The sequence below is a fragment of the Oceaniferula spumae genome, from assembly GCF_042849255.1.
In the GTDB taxonomy this organism is placed as follows: domain Bacteria; phylum Verrucomicrobiota; class Verrucomicrobiia; order Verrucomicrobiales; family Akkermansiaceae; genus Oceaniferula; species Oceaniferula spumae.
This window is the reverse complement of the sequence record NZ_AP026866.1, coordinates 1762604-1780091: the sequence shown is the minus strand read 5'-3', so window position 1 is coordinate 1780091 and position 17488 is coordinate 1762604. Positions and strand designations below refer to the sequence as shown.

Below are 17488 nucleotides of genomic sequence, written 5' to 3'. Positions count from 1 at the left end.
TGATTAAGGTTACTACTGCTGGGAATTTGTTTATTGAATGAGGTGTTCGGAGAGGCTTGAACGGGATGAAAAGGGGGGGCATGTTGCTGAAAAACAACGTGGTATACACTGAAACTATCTACGATATGAAAATGAAGGGGTAAAGGGGATAGTGTGAGTTCGTGTTATTTCTGCAGAGGAAATAGAGAATAGATATAAAAATGGTACATGCCCGCCATCTTACACCACATCCTCTGCTCCTGTCTTTTATTCTCCAGCTTCGTTTGCACCCCGAGACAAACCAAGCGGATCCCACTCAACACTAACATTCAAAAAAACCAACATTCCAACGTATCGGACAGACTTCATTAGTAAGGATATGGGGGGAAACTGTTCGACTTCAGCAGGCAGCTTCATCTACCTTGACGTCATGGAACCTAACCTTCCGATCTCACGCCGCCGGGTCTTGAAGACTCTCTTCTGCTCTAGCGTGGCCATGAACCTGAATTTGGCCTCGTCTTCTGCCGCGAGCGAGTTGGTCGAGGCGGCAGAGCTGGATTTGTTCGCCCTCGGAGATTTTGGCAGTGGGGATGAGAAGCAAAAAGCTGTGTCGAGGTCGATGATGCGCTACTCGGAAAAGCTGGGGAAGAAACCGGATGGGTTCCTCATGTTAGGCGACAATTTCTATCGCAAGATGGCAGGAGGTTTGAAGTCCAAACGCTGGGTCACCGGATTCTCAAAAATGTATCCTGCCAAAGCATTTCCGAATCCCTGCTGGGCCATTCTCGGCAATCACGACTACCGAGACACTCCTAACAACGAAAAGGTGCAGCTAGGCTACGCTGCATCGCTCGACCGCAAGACGCGCTGGACGATGCCGGCGAAGTATTATCGCGTCGATCTTCCGGCAAAGAATCCACAGGTCACCTTTCTCATGCTGGATACGAACCTGGAATCCATCAATCGCCCCCTGCACGGACCCAAGGTTGCCTGCTGGCTGACTCTGGAAGAACAAGCGGCACAACTGGTCTGGCTCAAGAAACAACTCGCCTCCAAGCGCGCCCCCTTCACCGTGGTGCTCGGCCACCACCCACTCTACTCCAACGGCAAATACCAGGGTACACCCACGCTCATCGAGGAGATCGGGGAACTCTTGGAAAAGGCCGGCGTCCACATGTATCTAAGCGGACACGAACATGATCTCCAACATCTCGAACTCGAAGGCCTGAGAACGTCCTTTGTCATTTCTGGCGGCGGTGGTGCGCACGTCAGAGGAGGAAAGGAAAAACATAAGGGCAATTTCTACCAAGTCGCCCATGGCTTTTCCCACCTCTCGATCAAGAACGACCGACTCCATCTCCGCCACATCGACGCCAACGGAAAAACTGTCCATTCCTTCAGCAAAGGTACGAACCACGACTGGAAGGTCGAGGTATAGAGACCGGTTCTAATATTTTTTGAGCGAGTAGGCAGGGGATGCGCCATTCCTAAGCCTGCTTGTTTCAGCGCCAAGTGATCTTGGCCTCACGTTTCTCTGTATCCACCCAGACACTGGCATGTTCAAACTCGCGCGTGAACTCCCAGCCGTCTGGTTTCGTCCGCTTGTAGGCGCCTTTGGGTGCACCGAGCGGTTTTTGCAATTCAGGAAAATCCACCAGTGCGCCAGACGATAACTTCCAGCCCCAGCTATACATAAAATACGAATACGGTTGCGCTCCGATCAGGTAACACGCCAGAGAGAACTCCACTTTTTTCTTAGCAAGCGCTGGCATGTTAGGTTTGAGATTCCTTCGGCCAGTGCCTTCGACACCGAGACGGAACACAGAAATTTTTCCTGCTTTGGCATTTCTCAGCATCTCACCCCACTCGGACAACAGGCTTTCTTTGCTGGATTTGACGGTTGCGTAATTTTCAAACATGATCGCATCACTAACAGGGAAAACATGTTTGGCATCAGGAGAATAGGCATTGTTCGCTAGGAGGATTTTATTAGCAGGCATTTTCTTCTTCAGAGCGGCCATCATTTCACCCATCGCTTTTTCAATCTCCACTTTCTTGTTTTTGCGAAGGCTAACAGAGCCGTGCATTTGATCGATAAAGGCACCATCACAGCCAGTCTCTTTGACTCCCTTGGCTACAGTTTCTACCCACCACTTACGGAAGTCGGGATTTAATACATCAAAACAAAATGCACCGTAGCGGTCGGCCAGTTTTCCTGTCTTCGGATTCTTAATCAGGAACTTCTCTAGCTCAGGTTTTGCTGCGATGCGCTCCTTGGTGAAGTCCTTATTGTAGGATGTGTATGGCCAAGCGTAGGCGGCGTTGAAATAGAACAACACTTTCATCTCCGGTTTGACCTTCTTAAAAGCAGCCGCCTCATGCTTGGCTCCCAGTTCAGCCGCCCCCAGTTTGCTCATGCCGTGTGATTTCTCGATACAGAGAAAATCCGTGCGCTCTGCTATGAACCGAACTTGCTCAGGGCGCAGGAGGCGATTTTTGTCGCCGAACATGTAGTAGGTAGGGGTGGTGTCCCAACTGAACTTTGGGAAAAAATCTTTCGGCACGAACTGGGTCCCATCGCTTATACGCAAGGATTTCTTGTCTAACTTAGCCACCGACTCCTTCGCGGTCACCAGCGATGATGCCGCCAGTGAAGGTATTACTAAAAATTGGAATGCACGGTATAGTCTGAGGTTATTCATAACTTCGTTTCTCCCTGATGCTCACACCAATTCTTGGGGAAAACAAGGAGAAGAATACCTCCAAGCCCTGCCTTATTTCCGGGCTGCTTATTGATACCTGCCTCCTTACCCGCCAAGTGGTAGCCTATATTCTAGGTAGTTTATCTGAAGAGTTTCTCAAGGCTTGTGGAAGTTAAACAAAGAACATCATTATCACCCTTCAGCTGTATAAGACCTCAAACGATAACTAAAATGCGTGGGACCCCACTATAAGTCAGGCTGATGAAAAATGAATTCTTGCTACAAGACCACCGATACTAGCACTAAGCTCGATGTCTTCTCAAAGATAACCCCAGGGCTCCTGCTAACAATAGTAGAGACGATGATGGTTCGGGGACAGCACGTAGTTGAAACGCATTGATTTGTTGGTGATTCGCACCAGAAGCCGTTCCATTTATGACTAGCCCATTTTCACTTCCAGTGAGTTCGAACCTAGCTGTAATGTATTGCCCTAAATTACCCACGGTATCACCAACGTTGTAGTCGATAGTTCCTAAATTTCCCAAATTTTGAGTACCGCTTGAGAATGTCGTATTCGTCTGTAAATTGACACCTGTAGTCAAACTCAAGGAAGCACTCCGGTTAAACCCAGCTGTCCGAGTGTCACTAATCCAGATTTGCAATTCATAAGTCCCTGCAGCGAGATTACCGAGTCCAAACTGAAATCCCGTTGAAGTAGTCCCATTTCGATAAATAGCTGAATTCATGAGTTCCCCATAGCCACCAGACAAGCCGCCAGTTCCGTATGCACCATGACTCGTTGTAATATTTGATGGTCTGCCATCAAGATACGATAACTCCGTAGTGCCGCTACGTAGATTATCATTACCCGAACCCATCGTTACGTGCAGAAAATCTACACCATTCGCCGTGGAACTCGCCACAGGGTTCGCTCCAGCTAGTGTGGTAAAGTTATACGCTTTGATCAAGGTGCCTTGAGTAGAGACATCTGTCTCACTAACGACATCGTTTACTGATGTTGTGAGTAGTACCGCTGCCGAAAGATTACTGGTCACACAAGCTAAAGTAGCACAAGTTAGAGTGATTTTATTGATTAACATAGGACTGCTAGGAATTTGTTTTTTGAGTGAGGTTTTCAGAGGGGCTTTCATGGGGTGATAAGGGGGGCGGGGAAAAGAGGGGGTAGTGAATTAGGGATTCCCAATTTAGAAATGCCGCTCACTGGAAGAGTAAAGGGAGAAGTTGTTACTGTTTTGATGAGCACCGCTTGTATTTACTTTGGTTTCGAATGTAACTCCCTTACCCGCCGTGCCAAGGAAATTCTTCGCAGCGGGTGTTTATTGTGGATCAAAGCGGCCGACTCCATTTCCGCCACATCGACGCAAACGGAAAAATCGTCCACTCCTTCAGCAAAGCGAACAACCATGACTGGAAGGTGGAGGCTTAGAGGCTGGTTCTGGAGGTTTATTAGCGAGTATCTTGAACAGGGCTTAAGGAAGCATTCAATTGATGCTTCAACTAAATCAAGATTTAGTGATAAGAAAACTTTTGTTGCTTAACCATTTCCTTTGATTTCGGATTGAGAAAGTGAAGTCGGTTTCCGTGAGAATCATTAACAACTTTCAGATTTTTATTCGCGCCATAATTATTTCCACGGGAGTCAAAATAAATTGTTTCCACGGCTGGAGCATCATCAGTGGTGGATTTTTTGATTACTTTCAAGAAATCATCTTCCTTCGAGTACGTGTAGGTGATGGTTTTGATGATTTTCCCGGCTCTCCAAGATTCCTGTTTAACCACTCGTTGATTGGTATCGTAATCGAATTTTTCAAGAAGTGCGTTGTTGTTATCAAGATCTATCTTTTTAATGTACAGACCCTTTTCATTGTATTCATATCCGTAATTATATATCTGACCACTGATATTCCATTGGTCTGATTTTATGAATCCATCTTTACTATTGGTAAATGTTCGTGATCCAGATTTGGTCTTAATCGTTATCAATAATCCTTTATTGTCGTATGAATGCACAGAAGCAGAAAAAACAGTGATACGTCCTTTTTCATTCAAAATAAAAGTATCTGAAACCGAGGGTAATATAATTTTTTCATACATCTTTACTGGGCCTGAGATATTTAAGTGATTTAAGGTATAAATCACAGGGTTAGGATTCAGTGGTGCATTTTTCCAATCGACAACGTATTGCGCGGTTACTTGGGGCGCGAAGAAGACACAGGCGAAGATAAAAAGTATTACTTTCATGGGGATTGTTGAAGTGGTTTGTATTGCTGGTTAGCTTGACTTTATAACCTCAGCTCCAACAACTGTCAATGAATCGAAAAAGCGGGTAGTGTGCTGTGGCAAGCAGTCTCTAGGCGTGGCTTGTTCACGTTACGCGGGCCCAGCCAATATCCTTCATTATGGTGTGCAGAGCTCTACACCATCATGCAAGCGTCTCTGCTTGAGTTCGTAAGAATTGGTTAGCCTGAAAACACGCGAAAAATCCCAACAGGATTCAGCACCCGAGCCTGGGGTTGGCCCAACCCCAGGATAGAGCCCCGATGATGAAACCAAGCCTGTAGGGCTTGTGGAGCTGCGAGGTCGCCATACGCCTTAACACTGCAAAACACCTTCAGTGTTTGCCTAGAATCTGGTCACAGTCCCAGGGTTGTGCCAACCCTGGGCTAGAATGCTCAATCCCCTTGGGATTCCGAATATCAGCCAAATACAGCGATAAAAAAAGCCGTTCCGGACTTCCGAAACGGCTGAATTTGGTAGAATCAGAGTCAAGAATTAGGCTTCTTTCTTCTTTTTGCATCCATCCCCAGAGCATCCGTCGTCCTCTGAAGATGTGTTGAGTGTAGCCTCCTTTTTTTTCTTTTTGCAGCCGTCGCCGGAGCAACCGTCGTCCTCAGAAGGCACGGCGAAAGTAGTGGCACCCTTCTTTTTGCAGCCATCACCCGAGCAGCCGTCACCTTCGGCTGAAAGCGTAGCGAACGTAGCGGCAAAGGCGAATGTGGTAGTAATAAGTAGTTTCATTTTATGTATTGTTTAGTTTTTCCCCTCTTAGAGAGAGTCTTGAACTACTCCAGAATGGGTAGAAGTTCAAATAATAAGCGTCCGAGAACCGCAATTTATTCATGATTTTCGCTATTTTTTTCGAAAACAGCGGGAGTGGCCAGCTGTCGGTGCCGGGCTGGAGCATCTTGGCTACGCGGTCACGGCGGCAGGTCCGAGGAAGTTGCTGGCAGCCACCGAGGCACCTTGTAGCGACCGCTCTATCCTAATTCAAAATTCAAGAATCAACATTCCAGGCCACTGGCCTGAGTGCCCACCACTTCCTCAAGCGTCGCCTCAAAGACCTCGCGGTCCGCGTCACTGCGCACAATCTTGTCCAGCGGGTTCCCCCGCGCCATCACACCTATCCTCCGAGGCCCTATGCGAAGGATGTATGGTAAATGGCGTCTTCGAACTGGACTCTGACTTGGCGTGGCATGAGGGGATTCTACCGGAGGAAATAAGGGGAGTGTGAGGTGTCGATGATGCATTTCTATGTCTGCCTCCTATCTGCCCCCTTTCTCGCTCAGTGTGACTAGCCATTTAAGCCTTGATCTCAAAAACTGATAGATAATTATGGGTCAGGTATAAAACAATCAGCACAATAGTCGTGAGTTGATAATCCTAAGCAACAAAAACAATGGATGGTGTTAATTACGAAAAAGAGGGTGGAAGCGAGATTGTTTTAGCCATCGTAGGTGCGCTAGGAGTCGACCATAAAAAAGTGATCGAAGCTCTGGAAAGTCGATTCATGCAATATGACTATAGTTCATCTGTAACAAAAATAAGTAGGGAGGTTATACCTGATCTTTCCAATAAGGTGATTCCTGAAGGGAAATATAAAAGAGCGAAGTTTCTAATCGATGAAGGCGATGCGCTCCGAGAACAATATAAAGACAACTCAATACTAGTTCTTGGAGCATTAGACTCTATTTACAAAACGCGTGTAAAAGATGCCGAATATAATAAAGTGGAACACGGTGTTAATGTTGTTCTGGATAAAAGGGTGCGAATAATTTCATCCCTAAAACGGCCTGAAGAAGTGGATTGTTTAAGGAGTGTATACCCACGAGGAGTATATATGATTGGTGTATATGCTGATCCTGAAAGACGCGCTAAGAGGTTGTCTTGTGAGGACGGCGGGATGACTCTTGAAGAGGCCATGTCCCTCATGAAAATTGATGAGAAAGAGAAGGGCGAATATGGTCAACGAACCAGAGACACGTTCCATCTTTCGGATTTTTTCGTAGAGGACTCGGGAAATGAAGATTTCTTTAAAGCACAGATTAATCGAATAGTGGATCTGATATTTGGACATCCTTTTGAAACACCAAGTTTTGATGAATACGCTATGTTTCATGCCTTCTCAGCTTCTTTGAGAAGCGCTGATTTGTCTAGGCAAGTAGGGGCTGTAATTGCAGCGAATAGAGAGATTTTAGCGATGGGAGCTAATGATTGCCCGCGACCCGAAGGTGGTTTATTTTGGCGCGAAATGGATGAGACTTCTTACTATGATGAAAAAGGAGGCAGAGATTATACGGTAGGGAAGGATATGAATACAAGTGTTAGAGGGGATCTTTTCAATGAAGCGGTTAACTCGATCACCCAAATCAAAAGTTGCGAAAAAGTGGATAAGGGTGAAGTGCTGCACGCGCTCGAGGATACTGGTTTGAGCGATATAACTGAGTATGGGCGGATGGTACACGCCGAAATGGAGGCACTACTTTGCTGTAGCAGAACCAATGTGAGCTGTAGAGGGGCAACCCTTTATGCAACGACATTTCCATGCCATAATTGTGCAAAACACATTATTGCAGCAGGCATCACGAATATAGTTTACGTCGAACCTTATCCCAAAAGCAGAACGCTTGAATTTTACGGAATTGATGACGCTTACCTAGATAAAATAAAATTCAGACCGTTCATTGGTGTTGGGCCTAGGCAGTTTTTTAATTTATTTTCTATGAATTTAAGTGCTGGTGGAGCTATAAAGAGAAAGAAGAGCTGTGGTCAGGTCGTAGAGTTCATACCCAAGCTAGCAGTTCCAAGAATTGCAATACGGCCATACACGTATGTTCACATTGAGCGTTCTATTTCGGAAGCCTTAACAAAAATAAAGTCAAATGAAGAAAACTCAGACCAAACCGATAGCAAAGCAGGAACCACTACTTGATTGGGCAAATAAAAAGTCGGTAGAGAATGTGTCCGTAAATATTTCTGTGCAGAATGAAGAGTCGGTAAAGGCCATTGTGAGAAGTTCCTCAGTCAGGACCGTATTTGTAGAAAACATAATTTTTATCCGTAAAGAAGCCTGAGCGCTAGGCCTGTGTCCTTCAGAGTAGGACCCACTTAACAGTTCCTGAGGTAATCCAGAAGTGAGATCTACAGCCACTCGTGCGCCAGACCGACGGCTTTATTGATATCCTTTGTTTTTGGATTCTATAAGTCCAAACAGGGTGGTTTTCGGGCTGCAGGTTTAGGTATATATGTGAATTACATCCGCATGGACAAAGTAGCACGATGTGCCACAAGTGTTCGTTTTCGCCAATCAAATATAGGTAGTTCTTGTTTAGTTCTGTTGGAGGTTCCTCAACGTAAACGACCTTGTAAGGTGGTTCACCCTTGGTAAAGAAACGAATGAACCATGCGGATGCTTTTGAGATTAGTCTCATTGCCTAAGCTGTTTTGGAGATAGGTTTTGGTAAGCAGAGCACGGGGAGGTCTAGCAGAGGCTCCATGTCACCTCTACCAGCAAATCTTGTTACCACCTGGCAGCGTTCAGTTTCCTCACTCTGAGTGAGACCTGAGCCAGTTAGGCTCACGCCGTAAGCGGCGAACTCTGCATTGGGATCGTCACGATATGGATGGAGGCGAGCCAAGAGTTCAAGAACGCCTAGGCTTGCATAAAGAGTATTGATGCTAACCACAGAGGGACTTTTTTCTTCTACTCCCGTGATATACTTTTCTTTGTTGCGTATTTCATACTCTTCTGGATCGGATCTCTGCAGATCGTCGGCTTCAACATTGGCCATGGAGTAGAGTCCGCGACTTAGGAGGCTTGATTGATCCGGCTGAAGGTAATGCACAGTTCCGCATATGTGGCTCACCCCTCCTTCGCCGTCGGCTATAAGGCGAACGCCGATGTCGATGTAAGGGATAAGGTAGGTTGAGCACAGGCGATTCAATAAGTGCCGACCTCCTGCGCCATCCATGCACCCAAATACAATGTCGCAATCAGCGAGAGCAAGAACTGCATCGCGGTTTGTTAGGTCAGTAGGGAAGGTTAATACTTCGGTATCCATGCCCATGCATTTAATCACGCGGCTCTGAACATCTGTCTTATATTTTCCAACGTCATTTAGCGTTGCGCCGGATATTCTGTTCAGGTTTACCGTTTCAACGGTTTCAGGGTCAACCATAACGATGCATTTAGGACTATAACGACCGAGTTGCTCGACCAGCGGTGCACCGAGGCCTGACAAGCCTACAACGCCTATCTTGAGGCTTTGAAGTATTTGGGCTGTGCCGGTGCCGAATGCCTGGGCGTTTCTGACGGTGTGTTCTTGGATAGCTACTTCAGCTACAGAATCATCCCAAATTAAAATATCGTCGCCAGCGATAAGAATACGGTTTAGTGGAGTGAAGGTTCCGTCCTCAGCGACATGCCTGCCAAATATTTTACCATCGGGGAGCATCACGCAACTCACATGAGGAAGCTCGTTATCAGCGTGGGCATAGAATGTTGGAAAGAGCCTTTGATCGGAGTCGTCGTCGAATTCGGAGAATTGATTGTATCCAGTGGGATGACTGTGAATTTTCAGAACTGCAAATTTTTTGTTCATAGCAGATTCCAGAACATGATCGATATGTCGTGTTTCCCAATGAACACGGTCTGGTGTTCTTTCCTTGCACAGTGCGTGAGGGATAGGATGGATTTCGCATGCTGTAAGAATATGCCGGTCATCGCCTGAATGACGTCCACAAAGAACAATGGCCACGGCTTCTTTCCCATCTCCAGGGAAAAGGTGTCTCTTAAGGCTGAGATGTTGTAACCCTGTTAGTCTGAGTGATATGTTCATGGTCGTTTGGTAAATTCGCGTTCAAGCCAGTGACGGACAAGCACTAGATGGGTTCCGAGGTAGTCAACACCTGGTCTCCAAGCGTTCTTAGGTGTGCGATGCCGTGACCATCGCTGGTAGGATTTGTTGTCAATAGTCTTCCCTGCGAGTGCGGGAATGGCTTTTCCGTCTACACGTTGTAAAGCAGGGTAGAAATAAACCATATCGAGTTGAGTATCGGGATAATTTGTTTCCACCCTCAAGGCTGCAGTGACAACGCTATGGTTGTAGCCTTTGGGAACAGGGAAGTTATTAACCAGAACATACCCGTTGCCGGGAGCTCCGATGAGCTCCCAGCGCAGGTTTTCGTCATTGAGGTAGTCAACATCACACGCTGGGAGACTGAACTCCCTCCGTGGTGCTGAGCCGTCAGTTTGATCACATGGAGTTGTGACAAACCGTTCAATGCCAGGTGTTGTAAAATCCACTTTCTCATCAGGCTGAATCTCTACGAGCTTTCCTCCTTTGAGTTTTTGGTGAATCCTCCAACAGGTTGGGTCACATTTTCCAGCCTTCTCTAAGAGTTGGAGGCCAGTCATGTGACTGAGGTTTACGATATATCGATCTTTGTCGATGCGGATGCGGTAACGACGCACGCAGCGTGGTTTCCGCCCTTCTTTGGCGCAGACCTCGAGGTCTTCGAGGTCTGTGTCCTTGTCTTCTTTGTTTTGGTTCATAAGAGTGATTAAAAGTTGTTATTTCTTATTTTTCCTTACGTACGCCTTTGAACGGTTTATTATCAGCTTTTTGATCCATAAACTGGCCTGTATTGGTGTTTCGTTTGATCCATTTATTATTCTTCGGGTTCAGGGTTTGTGAACGTTGTCTTACGGCGCCTTTTCGGGCGTTGTCTCCTGTTGGTGGGTTGGTAGCCATGGTTATTTATTGTTCCACCTCTTCTGGGTGGTTCGCAGACATAATAAAGTTCGCAGGTGCGAACTTCAAGTTCTTTTTTGAATAAATGTTCTTGATGGTATTCTGAACTGATGCAATGTTCTTCCAGTGATAAATACTATAGGTCAAAGAATTAAGAATCGGCGTAAAGAACTACTGTGGACTTTAGCCGAACTGTCTACTCGATCAGGCTTGAGCAAAGGCTTTCTTTCCGACTTGGAAAACGACAAACGGAAAACGGCAAATGGAACTTCTTTAGCTGCTTTGAGTAAAGCCCTCGGTGTATCTGCAGATTATCTTATAACAGGAGAGAATAAATTGCGTGAAACAAATAACCAACTGGATATACCAGCTTCTTTGGCAGTTTTTGCTCAAGACGAGGATCTTAGTTTTTCACACACAGCTATGTTGCTCCAATTACGCAAGCAAATTTTGGCATTTCGCAGCGAATCGAAGTCAGAAGATCTTGAAGATTTCGATTGGAAACCTTTTTACGAAGCAGTTAAAGAACACTTAAAATGAACATTTCTACACATCCTGACATTATTGGATTAGCGAACTCTTTAGAGCTTTACGAAGGAGATCCTGTCGAAAGTATTCGCCAATACTGCCGTGAGAAAGTGAGAACTATAGTCTATGGCGTAGGATCAGTCATTAACATTGATCAATTTGAAGATCGTATTTGTGAAAGTTTAAAACTCGAAGTGCATCGTGTCTGGTCAGACGAGGAGGTAAATCGTGTTGCTAAATCTTATGTCGATGAAGGCGAGTTTATTTTTGCTGCATTAAGCCAACAATTGTCCCCGGATGCTTTTGGTATTTTTATAATGTTAGATAAGCCTAACGAAAATGGGTGTCCTTGGGTCGCAGTTATCGATTGCCGAGGAGAGAAGCAATACAGGAGACATTGGACGCTCTGGCACGAAATTGCACATTGTCTAACCGCAGTTAAAGAGCTTCAGTTACCCCTGAGGAGGACGACAGTTGAAGTTAAAGTAAAGGAGCCGATTGAAGTCCTTACAGACTACCTTGCCAAAGACTTAGCATTTTATGGGCCTATTTTTGACCCTATTTTAGGAATGGAGTTGCAAAAAAATGAAGGGCTCCTGTCGTTTTCGGTAGTTGAGAATGTTAGGAGGAAATTCTCCGATGAAGCCAGCCTAACTTCGACACTCATCACCTGTATGGAAAGATGTAAGCATCCTTGCCTGATTTTGGAAGCTGGCGAAGGATTTAATAAAAAGGAGAAAGCTCAGCGCAAAGCGGGAAACCAAGAAGTTAAGCCCTCACTGCGTGTGGTTCGTGCCTTCGGCAACGATTTAATGGACCGTTACTCTATTTACATCCCTAAAAATTACCGTGTTCCAAAGACTTCATTGATCTATAATGTGTTTCACAGGCCATCTAAAGCTTTACGGAAAGGCGCTATTGAAAATCTTGAACTTTGGACCGACTCACGTGGTGGATCACTCGATCACCTGAAGGTTAAAGTAGAGGCGCGCAAATTGGGGGGGACCTTTTACGCAATACTTATACCGGTTGAGTAAGCGACGAAAAGGAGAGAGACGATGCATTTAGTGGCTATTCCCCCTGTTTCACATCAGGCTTTATTTGAATAGGTGACTTCTTCTTAGCCGTTTTCTTTCTGGATACTTTTTCGAGGTCTTCGACTCCGTCGCTTTGGTCTGCGATTAGATTGATGTCCACCTCAACAGGGACAGCTCTCAGGCCGGAGATGATTTTTTCTAGCTGGCTGATGGTGTCTTTGGCCAGGCTTTGGGGTTGGGAGTAGTTGGTGCCGGCGGTGGTGATGCCGTCTCGGATGGACTCCAGGCCGTCGTTGAACTGGGTGAGCTGGGCGACGACGCGGGCGATGGGGTCGTTTTCTCCGGCTCCTCCTAACAATTTGTTTTTGTTGAAGTCCTTTTTGATCTGGGCCCAGCGTTGTTCCTCCGCCGGGGTGAGGATGTTTTCCATTTCCTTGAACTTGAGCAGGTTTGCCTCGGCACCGGTGGTGAGGGTCTGGGATTCGTTTTCGTAGTGATCGATGACGAGCTCGCGCACTTCCTCGTGGGTCATCATGGGGAGGACCTTTTCGGCGATGCGGTTCATGTTCCGGTAGGAGCCTTGCAGCTTGAAGGCTGGCTCCGTGCGGTAGGCGTCTTCCTGGGCGGCGGAGCGGATGTATTCCAGATTCACGCGCAGGATGGTATCGCGCACGGTGTAGAGGTGCTTGGTGGTCTGGACAAATTCCTCGATCTCGGCGGGGGTGTAGTTGCCTTCGAAATCGATGCCTTCCTGGCTGCCGGTGGTGGCGATGCGCATGACGGCGTAGACGTCCTTCTGGCTGCGGGAGGCGAGCTTGGAGAGCACGCTGTTCGACGTGAGGGAGTTCTCGATGTAGGAGGCTTTGAACGAGTCTGCATTGCTGCCGATGATGTCGCCTAGGTTGTAGGTATCGGCGCGGTTGGCGAGCATGTCGGGGATCTGGAACTTGCCGCCGCTTTCGGTGTAGGGGTTTCCTGCCATGACGACGGAGACTTTTTTCCCCCGTAGATCGTAGGTTTTCGCCTGGCCATTGTAGACGCCCTCAATCTTGCGCTGACCGTCGCAGAGGGAGATGAATTTTTGCAGAAACTCGGGGTTACAGTGCTGGATGTCATCGAGGTAGAGCATGACGTTGTCGCCCATTTCCAGTGCGAGGTTCAGCTTTTCCACCTCTTCCTTGGCGGAGGCGTTTGGGGCTTCGTTCGGATCGAGTGAAGTGACGGCGTGGCCGATGGCGGGGCCGTTGATCTTCATGAAGGTGAGGCCGAGTCGATCGGCGACGTATTCCATCAGCGTGGTCTTGCCGTAGCCGGGCGGGGAGATGAGGAGAAGCAGGCCCATGCGATCGGTGCGGGTGTCGGCACCGGCGGTTCCCATCTGCTTGGCGAGGTTGTCGCCGATCATGGGGAGGTAGACATCGTTGAGCAGCTTGTTTCTCACAAACGAGGACATGACGCGGGCCTTGAACTCGGAGAGGCGCATGTCGGCGCGCTTGGCCTCGGTGAGCTCGTGTTTGCTCTTCAGGTAGGCGCGGTAGGTGGGAACGGACTCGGCTTCGAACTGGGAGAGTTTGTCGATGAAGGTGTTGTAGTGGAGGTGGTATTCGCCTTCTTGGATGACGGAGTGGGAGCCTAGGAGGCCGGGGATTTCGGCGGTGACGGTTACATGATGCACCGCCATTTTTTCCGGATTGCCGGATGTTACGTGGGCTGCCGCTTCGCGGAGGTAGTCAGTGTGCAGTGATCGGTGATCAGTGGGGGAGGAATCGCTTTGCGATTCTGTGGACTGGAGCCAGTCTAGGATGGTGCGGTATTTGGCTTGGCCTGTTAGGTTGGCGATGGATTCTTCGTAGGCTTTTTCAGCTCCTTTGGCGGATTTGGCGGTGAGGGATTTTTTGAAGTGGGTGATGATTTGGTCGGCTTCGGGGGAAACTACGAAGGCTGTGCCGGCTGAGAGCTGCTCGTAGAGGTAAGTGGCTACGCCAGTGGACAGTGATCCGTGATCGGTGATCAGTGGGGAGTGGCTTGCTTCGAAAGCGGACTGGAGTTGGGCGATGTAGACTTGGGAATCGGTGCCGGTGGTGAAGCCGGATTTGCGGATGGCTGCGTGGGAGGCGAGCTGCTGGGCGAGGGTGGTTTTTTCAGGGCTGTCCCATGTGTTCCAGAAAAGGATGGCGGCGGCTCGGGTGGCGGGGGAGTATTTGAGCAGGCCGATTTCGTTGTGGATCGGGATCAGGGCTTGGAGGATCTTGAAGGCATCGTGATCGTGCACGCCTTTGGTGTAGCCCTCGGTGTAGCGGGAGGCGGCGAATTGTTGGAGGGATTCTAGAGATAAGATTGAAGATTGAAGATTTTGGTCTGCGGCGTTGCCGGTTTTTTTTGATGCGGGTTGGAAACCCGCGCTCCTTAGGTACTGATACGCCAGATACTCGGCGCGGTAGACGGCTTTGTTTTCGGAGATGACTTCCTGGTCCCAGATGGCGCGGGTGGAGAGGAAAGTGGGATCGGTGATGGGCTCGAAGAAGTCGGTGCCTGCGAGGTGGAAGCACATGTGGCCATCGCGAGGCACGATGGAGAGCTCCAGCTCCTGGGTGTTCACGCTGAACTTGTGTTTGCCGAACTGGATGATGTTCTGGCCATCGACGAAGAGTTCTTTCCGATCCTTGAGCTGCCGGACGGCGTCTTCCTTCAGCGTTTTCAGCTGGGTCTGGATGTCGGCGGCTTTGACGGAGTCGCCAAGGCCTTCTAACTGCTCGATGATATCGCGGACTTTGGAAATCATCAGATCGCCAGCGAAGTAGCCGTTGATCTCGTTGATTTCCTTGAATCCTTCGGCGCGCTTGCTGATGCCGGAGAGCACGCGCTCGGCGGACTTCACTAGATTCGCGGCGCGCTGGTTGCGTTTTTCCAGCAGGGAGGTTTTGCGGGTTTCGAAGGCATCGTAAACCTCCTCGCGTTTGGCGGCGAGTTCCTCCGCGTATTCATCGAACTCGGCGAACTTGCCTTCGAGCTCCTCGATCTGGACCATGACTTTCGTCAGGTATTCATCGCATTTTTGCGGGTCGTCACAGAGGTCGAGGAAATTGACCACGGCCTGGCCTAACAGCTTCATCTGGGCGCCGAACTGGGCGGTGCCCTCGGCCTTGGCGAGCGATTGGCGTTTGTTCTTCAGCTCGGCTCGAACCGCATTGAGCGTGGAGTAGATGCCGGAGATGGAATCGATGATTGCGGTGGTCTGGGTGGCGTCCTCGATCTTGAGGTTCGAAACCACATCGATGAGCATTTCCAGCTCGGCGCCGGCTTCATCGAGCCTCTCGCTCGACTCGTCTGCCTCGGTGACTTTTTTCAGCTTTGCGATCGCTTTCTTCTGCTCATCGACAGCGGCTTTGTAGGGATTGAGCGCCTCGGGGGTGAGGAGGAATTTGACGGTTTTGTTAGAAACGGTCTCGGTGGCCTCGACCACTTGCTGCTCGAGCGTGGCGACGGTTTCCAGATCGACATAGCGCAGGTCACGCAGGCCGATGATATCGCCGCGCAGGGTGCGCAGGCTGGAGAGCTGGTGCACGTATCCCTGGATGTCATCCGGCGGTGAGTGCTCCACCTGGCGCAGCAGTGTCTGCACTTGCTCCTGGATCTCCTGGGTGCTCTCGGCGGTGGACTCGCGCAGACGCACCACTTTTTCAAACTCATTGATGGCGGAGTTCGCCGCGGCGTTGATCTCGCGCAGGGGTTCGGAGAGCTTGAAGGCCTCGTCCTTGCTGAGCCAGAAGTAGGTGTCGTTGATGTCGCCGGTCTTCTTCACCAGATCGAGGTAGAGGCCGGCGTAGGAGTCTTCCTTTCCTAACAAATTCAGCACCTCGCGGCACTCGGCCATGCAGCGGACGATGTCGGCATTACCTAACTTGAAGAGGAAGCTGTTGTTCTCATCGGTGACGGTGGCGCTGAAGTCCTCGTCGAGGTAGGGGGTCTGCCAGACCTGGATGACGTGGTGCTTCTGGGCGCCGTCCTCGGAGCGGAAGTAGAGCAATTTCCCATCGGGGAACAGCGAGTATCCGGAGCAGATGATGGGGGTATCGACACTGCGTTCGATAAGATTGTAGGAGAGTAGGACGTAGTCGCCGCTGGAGCGATTGTAGAAGACGTAGAGGGTGTCCTCGCCATTGGCGGAGGCGATACGCTTGTCGAAGCGCATGTCGTCCAAGCCGTGATCGAAGGTCTTGGATTCGCCACTGAGCAGGAGGTAGCCGTTAGAAAAGATGATGCCGTGATCGTCCGGCAGAAGGACGCAGGAGTGACCGATGGAGTCCAGGCGGTGCACGGTCTGCGTTTTTTCATTATAAACCAGATAGCGGTAGAACTCCTCGCGGTAGGGGAGGATTTTCAGCAGGATGAGCGGGCCGACGATGGCGTAGAAGATCTCGGCATCGTCGAGAGTCTGATCGCGATCGGTGACGTCCTCCTGATAGATGCCGTGGCCGGAGGCGGTGTTGTCCTCGATCTTGACTGTTAGATCTCCGCCGACAGTTTCCACGAAGATGCGGTCCTCGATGGAAATGTGCGGGTGTTCGCCGGGGCGCTGCATATCGCGGTGGGCGCGAACCCAATCGAACTCCTGCTGCTGGGGGAACTTGTATTCGTGGTCGAAGCGATTGCCGAGGTATTCCAGCTCGCCGCCGCCCTTGAGCAGCCACTTGAAGGTCTTGATGTCATCGAGCCCCTTGCCGATGCGCATGCCCATGTAGAGGTGGGCACCGATGACCATGAATTTTACAAAGGTGGCCTCTTTGTAATACTTGTAGATGTATTGGAAATCGGTGGGAAAATCACCGCCGAGCACAGTGGCGAGATCGACCTTGGTGAAGGTGTGGCTTTCCGGTTCGAAATCATAACAGGCAAAGACGTCGTCCGGATCGGTGGTTTGTTTCAGACCGAACTGGATGTTGTAGCCAAACAGAAAGCGGTTGGCACCGATGGATACCATGTCGCGCGAGACACAGTTGTGCTCGGTGCTGACACGCTCGGTGGCGATGAGGGCGGGATCGACCGCGCCGAAGATGTCCTTGCGGGCAGCGTTGAGGGAATCGATACGCTCCTGGAGGACCGCACCGTGTTTCTCCATGCGCCCGCGAATGACCTCATAGGCACCGCCTTCTAGTTGTTGTTGATCTGACATTTTATTGAACCACGGATC

13 protein-coding genes are annotated in these 17488 nt (G+C 49.2%); 4 read left to right on the top strand and 9 right to left on the bottom strand.

The window, feature by feature from the left end:
* Window positions 1-409: 409 nt before the first annotated feature.
* A complete protein-coding gene (locus ACSPJT_RS07450) occupies window positions 410-1417 on the top strand; it encodes a metallophosphoesterase (RefSeq protein ID WP_435895741.1) in 1008 nt (335 codons plus the stop codon).
* A gap of 64 nt (window positions 1418-1481) precedes the next feature.
* On the opposite strand, the gene ACSPJT_RS07445 is transcribed toward ACSPJT_RS07450, so the two are convergent.
* From ACSPJT_RS07445 to ACSPJT_RS07430, 4 genes are all read right to left on the bottom strand, one after another.
* Complete coding sequence (locus ACSPJT_RS07445) at window positions 1482-2681, bottom strand: putative glycoside hydrolase (RefSeq protein ID WP_435895740.1); 1200 nt, start codon at window positions 2679-2681, stop codon at window positions 1482-1484.
* A gap of 302 nt (window positions 2682-2983) precedes the next feature.
* The gene (locus ACSPJT_RS07440; RefSeq protein ID WP_435895739.1) at window positions 2984-3832 is read right to left on the bottom strand and encodes a PEP-CTERM sorting domain-containing protein; all 849 of its coding nucleotides are present in this window, start codon (window positions 3830-3832) and stop codon (window positions 2984-2986) included.
* A gap of 379 nt (window positions 3833-4211) precedes the next feature.
* Entirely contained in the window at window positions 4212-4943 is a 732-nt protein-coding gene (locus tag ACSPJT_RS07435) for a hypothetical protein (protein WP_435895738.1), read from the bottom strand.
* A gap of 531 nt (window positions 4944-5474) precedes the next feature.
* Complete coding sequence (locus tag ACSPJT_RS07430; protein ID WP_435895737.1) at window positions 5475-5720, bottom strand: hypothetical protein; 246 nt, start codon at window positions 5718-5720, stop codon at window positions 5475-5477.
* Window positions 5721-6378: 658 nt separating this feature from the next.
* Between ACSPJT_RS07430 and ACSPJT_RS07425 the strand changes: the two genes are divergently transcribed.
* Window positions 6379-7911, top strand: coding sequence for an anti-phage dCTP deaminase (locus ACSPJT_RS07425; protein WP_435895736.1), 1533 nt, complete (start codon window positions 6379-6381; stop codon window positions 7909-7911).
* Between the two features lie 160 nt (window positions 7912-8071).
* Here the strand turns inward: ACSPJT_RS07425 and ACSPJT_RS07420 are convergent, their stop codons facing one another.
* Genes ACSPJT_RS07420 through ACSPJT_RS07405 form a run of 4 tightly spaced genes read right to left on the bottom strand, consistent with a single transcriptional unit; the run spans window position 8072 to window position 10732 of the window.
* Window positions 8072-8410, bottom strand: a complete 339-nt coding sequence (locus tag ACSPJT_RS07420) for a DUF6527 family protein (protein ID WP_435895735.1) — start codon at window positions 8408-8410, stop codon at window positions 8072-8074.
* Window positions 8411-8413: 3 nt separating this feature from the next.
* Window positions 8414-9817 (bottom strand): ThiF family adenylyltransferase, encoded by a 1404-nt coding sequence (locus ACSPJT_RS07415; protein ID WP_435895734.1) that lies wholly within the window; start codon window positions 9815-9817, stop codon window positions 8414-8416.
* Complete coding sequence (locus ACSPJT_RS07410; protein ID WP_435895733.1) at window positions 9814-10533, bottom strand: multiubiquitin domain-containing protein; 720 nt, start codon at window positions 10531-10533, stop codon at window positions 9814-9816. Before ACSPJT_RS07410 ends, ACSPJT_RS07415 begins: the two co-directional genes overlap by 4 nt.
* A gap of 25 nt (window positions 10534-10558) precedes the next feature.
* Window positions 10559-10732, bottom strand: coding sequence for a hypothetical protein (locus tag ACSPJT_RS07405; RefSeq protein ID WP_435895732.1), 174 nt, complete (start codon window positions 10730-10732; stop codon window positions 10559-10561).
* A 126-nt stretch (window positions 10733-10858) separates the two neighbouring features.
* Between ACSPJT_RS07405 and ACSPJT_RS07400 the strand changes: the two genes are divergently transcribed.
* Window positions 10859-11272, top strand: coding sequence for a helix-turn-helix domain-containing protein (locus ACSPJT_RS07400; protein WP_435895731.1), 414 nt, complete (start codon window positions 10859-10861; stop codon window positions 11270-11272).
* On the top strand, window positions 11269-12297 hold the full coding sequence (locus ACSPJT_RS07395) for a hypothetical protein (RefSeq protein WP_435895730.1): 1029 nt from the start codon (window positions 11269-11271) through the stop codon (window positions 12295-12297). Before ACSPJT_RS07400 ends, ACSPJT_RS07395 begins: the two co-directional genes overlap by 4 nt.
* Window positions 12298-12331: 34 nt before the next feature.
* Here the strand turns inward: ACSPJT_RS07395 and ACSPJT_RS07390 are convergent, their stop codons facing one another.
* Window positions 12332-17470, bottom strand: a complete 5139-nt coding sequence (locus tag ACSPJT_RS07390; RefSeq protein WP_435895729.1) for a DNA repair ATPase — start codon at window positions 17468-17470, stop codon at window positions 12332-12334.
* Between the last annotated feature and the right edge of the window lie 18 nt (window positions 17471-17488).

Coding starts and splice junctions, on each gene's coding strand:
- ACSPJT_RS07390 (WP_435895729.1), bottom strand. CDS start 17,470: ATGTCAGATCAACAACAACTAGAAGGCGGTGCCTATGAGGTCATTCGC.
- ACSPJT_RS07415 (WP_435895734.1), bottom strand. CDS start 9,817: ATGAACATATCACTCAGACTAACAGGGTTACAACATCTCAGCCTTAAG.
- ACSPJT_RS07435 (WP_435895738.1), bottom strand. CDS start 4,943: ATGAAAGTAATACTTTTTATCTTCGCCTGTGTCTTCTTCGCGCCCCAA.
- ACSPJT_RS07425 (WP_435895736.1), top strand. CDS start 6,379: ATGGATGGTGTTAATTACGAAAAAGAGGGTGGAAGCGAGATTGTTTTA.
- ACSPJT_RS07420 (WP_435895735.1), bottom strand. CDS start 8,410: ATGAGACTAATCTCAAAAGCATCCGCATGGTTCATTCGTTTCTTTACC.
- ACSPJT_RS07445 (WP_435895740.1), bottom strand. CDS start 2,681: ATGAATAACCTCAGACTATACCGTGCATTCCAATTTTTAGTAATACCT.
- ACSPJT_RS07430 (WP_435895737.1), bottom strand. CDS start 5,720: ATGAAACTACTTATTACTACCACATTCGCCTTTGCCGCTACGTTCGCT.
- ACSPJT_RS07405 (WP_435895732.1), bottom strand. CDS start 10,732: ATGGCTACCAACCCACCAACAGGAGACAACGCCCGAAAAGGCGCCGTA.
- ACSPJT_RS07440 (WP_435895739.1), bottom strand. CDS start 3,832: ATGAAAGCCCCTCTGAAAACCTCACTCAAAAAACAAATTCCTAGCAGT.
- ACSPJT_RS07395 (WP_435895730.1), top strand. CDS start 11,269: ATGAACATTTCTACACATCCTGACATTATTGGATTAGCGAACTCTTTA.
- ACSPJT_RS07410 (WP_435895733.1), bottom strand. CDS start 10,533: ATGAACCAAAACAAAGAAGACAAGGACACAGACCTCGAAGACCTCGAG.
- ACSPJT_RS07450 (WP_435895741.1), top strand. CDS start 410: ATGGAACCTAACCTTCCGATCTCACGCCGCCGGGTCTTGAAGACTCTC.